This window comes from Verrucomicrobiales bacterium, assembly GCA_016793885.1.
Lineage (GTDB): Bacteria > Verrucomicrobiota > Verrucomicrobiia > Limisphaerales > UBA11320 > UBA11320.
Window position 1 is genome coordinate 1 of the sequence record JAEUHE010000157.1, and the last position, 3,880, is coordinate 3,880.

The following is a 3,880-nucleotide window of genomic DNA, read 5'->3' on the forward strand; positions in this document are numbered from 1 at the left end:
ACAGGGTTCGCAACCCACGATGGGGTTGTGGATTCTATGGCGTTTTCCCCAGGGTAGCTCGTTCCTCCCAACCCTGGGCTTTGAGGCGCAATCCCGTTGGGATAGGGAGGAAGCCCTCCGAACTTGTGGGTAATGCTCAGGGCATGCCACCGCTTTTCCTTCACGCCACACCCAGGCTATCCAGGGAGAAACGGCCGTTGGAACCAGGGATTTCGGCTGAGTTCCTGAATCCGCCGCCGAGAGCCCGCAGGGTTCGAAGAGATGAGCCGGGGCGTGGAGCGTCGCGACCCCCCCGGTCTATCGCCCCCTATACAACAGCCCCCTGAAAGGCGTGCTACCAGTCGACGAATGGACTGACGAACGGACTGGGTTTCTTGAGGAGGATGGAGCGGCTTCGGAGGCCGGTGGCATCGCTGCGCGATGCTCGTGTCTTTTTAACAATTCCGGGGGTGCCGGCACCCCCGGCAAATCTCTGTGAACCCTGCGGGTTTGGCATCCCCCAACAAACCGATGGCAAGACACCCGAGTTGTTAAACCGCGATGGAGATCTGTGCCAGGCTGGAAGGCGGCCTTAGGATAAGTTCCCGAAATCTGTCAAATCCCCTATCCGCGGTTCCCTCCCCTTCTGCCTTGCCTTCTCCCTTAACCCAGCTCAGTTTTCGCGGGATTTAATATCATGGAATGGATCCAAACATTCATTGACCTGGTTCTGCACGTCGACAAACACCTCGACTCACTGATCTCTCAGTTCGGGGTCTGGTTCTATGTGCTGATGTTTCTGGTGATCTTTTGCGAAACCGGATTGATCGTCACCCCCTTCTTGCCCGGCGATTCCTTGCTGTTTGCGCTCGGAGCCTTTGCCGCTCGAGGCAGCCTGAATCTCTGGCCGCTGCTAGTCTTCCTCCCCATCGCTGCCATCCTAGGGGACATGGTGAACTATTGGTGTGGCGTGTGGCTCGGGCCCAAAATCTTCCGCGGGGACAAGATTCGTTTTCTCAAGAAAGAGCACCTGGATCGCACGCATGCGTTCTATGAAAAATACGGAGCGAAGACCATTGTGCTCGCCCGCTTCGTGCCCATCGTCCGCACCTTCGCCCCATTCGTGGCCGGGATGGGCCGCATGGGCTACGCCAAGTTCAGCCTCTACAACGTGCTGGGTGCCTTGCTCTGGGTAGGCCTCTTCGTGCCCGCGGGCTATTTCTTCGCCGATCACCCGTTCGTACGGAAGAATTTCACTCTGGTGATGCTCGCGATCATTGTACTGTCCGTCCTCCCCGCGGTCTTCGAGTTTCTGCGGGAACGGGCCAAGAGCCGCAGAGCCTCCTCTCGCACGCCATGAGCCCCGTCGCCCAGCTCCTGCGGGACTTGATCGCTATTCCGAGCATCAATCCGGCTTTCACCACGCCCGACCATCCGCTGACGGGTGAACATCGCGTGGCCCAACATTTGTTGGAGATCGCCGGCCGGGCGGGCCTCGAAGCCAAACTCTCCCCAGTGCTTCCGTCGCGGTCGAACCTGATCGTCCGGCTGAAGCCCAAAGGCAAGGTTCGGTCTCGAATCCTGCTCGCGCCCCATTTGGATACGGTCACCATCCAAGATGAATCCCAGCTCAAACCAGTCCTGCAGCACGGCCGACTTTACGGACGGGGAGCCTGCGATACCAAAGGATCGGTGGCCGCCATGTTCACCGCCGTCCTGCGCCTGACCCAAGGCCTCCGACGTCCTGACCATACCGAGATCAGTTTTGTAGGATTGGTGGACGAGGAGAATGGCCAATCGGGATCAAGAGCGTTAGCCCGACAGAAGTTCCAGGCCGATTTCGCGATTGTGGGCGAGCCCACCTGTCTAAAGGTGATCACGGCCCACAAAGGAGATCTCTGGCTCCGGGCCGAGACCCGTGGACGCGCCGCTCACAGCTCCCAGCCGGAGCTCGGTGAGAACGCCATTGAGTCGATGGCGAAAGTAGTGACCCTCCTGCAGGGACCGTACGCCCGACAGCTCAAGAAGCGCCGTCATCCCCTGCTCGGATCTGCCACGGTCAATGTCGGCATGATCACCGGCGGCAAGCAGCCCAACATCGTGCCGGACCAGTGCGAAATCCGTGTTGATCGGCGCACCCTACCCGGCGAAAAGGACGCACAAATCATCCGAGAGATCGGGACGTTTTTGAAGTCCGAGGGTTGCGATGTCATTCTGAAGGACTGGAAGGGTGTCCCCTCAGTCGCTCTGGAAACCGATCCGGAGCTAGCTCCGGTCAAGCGACTGATGAGCCTGGCCGGACAAACCCGCCCGGCCGGAGTGAACTACTTCAGCGACGCGGGGGTGCTGGGCCAAGCGGGCATTCCGAGCGTGGTGTTCGGCCCGGGCGACATCGCCCAAGCCCACACGATCGATGAATGGATCGCGATCCGCCAACTCGAGCGGGGAACCGATCTCCTGACGCGATTTTTGGAGGGATTGGATTGAGTCGGTTTGCATTCTTTCGGCAGAGCACCTGGCTACTGTTGGCGACGGCAGGAGGAGGCCTTTTTGGAGTGCTTCTTCAGAAACTCGCAGGCCACTTTATTCCGGCGGCGAATCACCTCAATCCATCAGAGACCTATAGTTCCTTCATCTCCATGCGGGAAGCTCAGGCGCAACTCTGCATTCCGTTCATTGGAATGCAAACAGCCTTCGCTCAGCTGGCGGCCCGGTCGGGCGCGCTGCAAGACGATGAGGAAGTCTCCGGCGCACTGCGAGGATTGCTCAAATGCATGTTGGGTTTCTGGGTCATCATGGGGGTTCTGTGCCAGATCTTTCAGAACTCACTGATGGCCACCTACAAGCTCACCGGACCATGGATACTGTGGCTCACTCTTGGTTTGGCCATGGTATCGGCAGCCACACCCGCCCTGTTCGGGGTTCTTCAGGGGAAGCAACGATTCCTAGAGCTAGGGGCTGCGAGAGTAGCGAGCGACGTCAGTCTGGTGATCGGAGTTGGTCTGGTCCTCGTGTTGTTGGTAGCCCCCGCAAACCGCGGAGCGACCGCTGGCCTAGCAGGTCTGCTCCTGGGTGCCTTGCTCGCGTTTGGCATCGCCCTCCACCTCACTCGCTCCGAGTGGAAGTCCAAACCAAAACCCTTCGACTTCATGGGGTTTCTGAAGAGGTGCATTCCCCTGACGCTCGGACTGGGTGTGACGACGTTCATGTTCAGCGAGGACATGCTGACGGTGCAAAAGTATCTGCTCGAGGGCGCTGACGGCTACACAAAGGCGCGGGTCGTGGGACGCACGGTCATCTTCATCACCGCCCCTCTGGTTTGGGTGATGTTCCCGAAAGTGGTGAGCAGCGTTGCCCAATCCGAAACCACCTCGGTCATGGCTCAGGCGCTCGGCGCAACCGCGCTGATCGGCGGCGGCGCCTCGATCGCGTGCAGCCTGTTTCCCGAGCTCCCCCTGCGATTGCTTTTTGGATCCGCCTATCTGTCTTACGCCCCCATGGTCCCCTGGTTTGCGTGGAGCCTGCTTCCTCTGGTTTTGGCCAATGTTCTGATCAGCAATCTCCTGGCGCGAGAACGCTTCGCCATCATTCCGGCCAGCTTGCTCATCGCCGCCGCCTACGGCCTCACCCTCCGCTTCCATCACCCCTCGCACCAAGCGATCGTCGTAACCCTGGCCTGCTTCAGCTCGCTGCTGCTCCTCGTCAGCTGGATCTACACCGTTCGAGAATCCAAACGCGCGTCAGTGAAGTAAGACGACCCACGCTACAATTGATAGGGGTAGGAATGCGGGATTGACCGCACCCCTCCCTCCAAACCGGACTGGCGGATTTCCCGCATCCGGCTTACCAGTCAGTAGGGTCCACAGTGGGGCTGAAGCCTATTGAGTCGGGTATCCTGCCA

3 protein-coding genes are annotated in these 3,880 nt (G+C 59.5%); all 3 read left to right on the plus strand.

The annotated features are described in order from the left end of the window. Nucleotides 1-676: 676 nt before the first annotated feature. From JNN07_18390 to JNN07_18400, 3 genes are read left to right on the plus strand one after another with little or no spacing between them, the layout of a single operon-like run. Entirely contained in the window at nucleotides 677-1,339 is a 663-nt protein-coding gene (locus tag JNN07_18390) for a DedA family protein (protein MBL9169716.1), read from the plus strand. After that, entirely contained in the window at nucleotides 1,336-2,466 is a 1,131-nt protein-coding gene (locus tag JNN07_18395) for a M20/M25/M40 family metallo-hydrolase (GenBank protein ID MBL9169717.1), read from the plus strand. The genes JNN07_18390 and JNN07_18395 overlap by 4 nt, the downstream gene beginning before the upstream one ends. Further along, nucleotides 2,463-3,731 (plus strand): hypothetical protein, encoded by a 1,269-nt coding sequence (locus JNN07_18400; protein MBL9169718.1) that lies wholly within the window; start codon nucleotides 2,463-2,465, stop codon nucleotides 3,729-3,731. Before JNN07_18395 ends, JNN07_18400 begins: the two co-directional genes overlap by 4 nt. Nucleotides 3,732-3,880 lie beyond the last annotated feature (149 nt).